The following is a 958-nucleotide window of genomic DNA, read 5'->3' on the forward strand; positions in this document are numbered from 1 at the left end:
AGCCATCAGCAACGCCAAACACCAATATTATAGCCGCTCGTGTACTTGATAAATTAGGTATTAGCTTATTTACTGCGCCCAAAGCAGGGTGCTGCGGTGCCGTCAGTTATCACATGCCCGCCCATGAAGAGGGGCTGGCATTCATGCGCCGCAACATCGATGCGTGGTGGCCTTATATTGAAGACGGCGTAGAAGCTATTGTTGTTAGCGCCTCAGGCTGCGGCTCGATGGTCAAAGACTACGGCGAAAAACTACAGTATGACCCAGCTTATGCGGCCAAAGCGAAACGAGTAAGCGAGCTGACTCATGATCTTGGAGAAATATTAGTTAAGGAAGATCTGAGTCAGCTGCAATTGCAAGATAAGGGGCGCAAAACAGCCGTACACTGTCCTTGCTCTTTGCAACATGCCCAGCAGCTTAGCGGCTTAGTTGAACGGATATTGCAGCAGGCAGGCGTTGAGCTCACGCCTACTAAAGACAAGCATTTATGCTGCGGCTCTGCTGGGACTTACTCAATACTGCAGCCTAAGCTGAGTCAACAGTTACTAACCAACAAGCTTGCGGACTTGACGATTGGTTATCCAGAGCAGATAGTAACCGCTAATATAGGTTGCCAACTCCATTTAAGTAGCCGATCAAGCGTACCAGTGAAGCACTGGATTGAATTGTTGGATCCGCAGTAGCTAGATCTGAATTAGTTAAATCCGTAATAATAGCTTATTAAGCTAGTTTTTCAATTTTAGTTTTTTAATTATAAATAAGCTTGGCGGAACTGAGTAGGCGACATGCCTGTGAACTGCTTGAACTGGCGGCTAAAAGCGCTGTGATCACTATAGCCGCAGTGCAACGATATCTGAGTCACTGACATTTCAGGCATCGCCAATAGCTTCACCGCATACTCCAAGCGCAGCTTTTGTACAAACTGCAGGGGCGACATATTGAGTACGGCTTTAAAGGT

Annotated in this window: 2 protein-coding genes; one reads left to right on the forward strand and one right to left on the reverse strand. The window is 47.0% G+C overall.

What is annotated here, in order from left to right; genetic code table 11:
• On the forward strand, positions 1-683 hold a 683-nt coding region (glcF, locus tag ACS8FD_RS17450; protein WP_439276777.1), incomplete at its 5' end, for a glycolate oxidase subunit GlcF.
• Between the two features lie 68 nt (positions 684-751).
• Here glcF and ACS8FD_RS17455 read toward each other — a convergent pair.
• Positions 752-958, reverse strand: a 207-nt coding sequence (locus ACS8FD_RS17455; RefSeq protein WP_439276778.1) for a helix-turn-helix domain-containing protein, incomplete at its 5' end; no start/stop codon positions are given.

The sequence above is a fragment of the Psychrobacter sp. 1U2 genome (assembly GCF_051847575.1).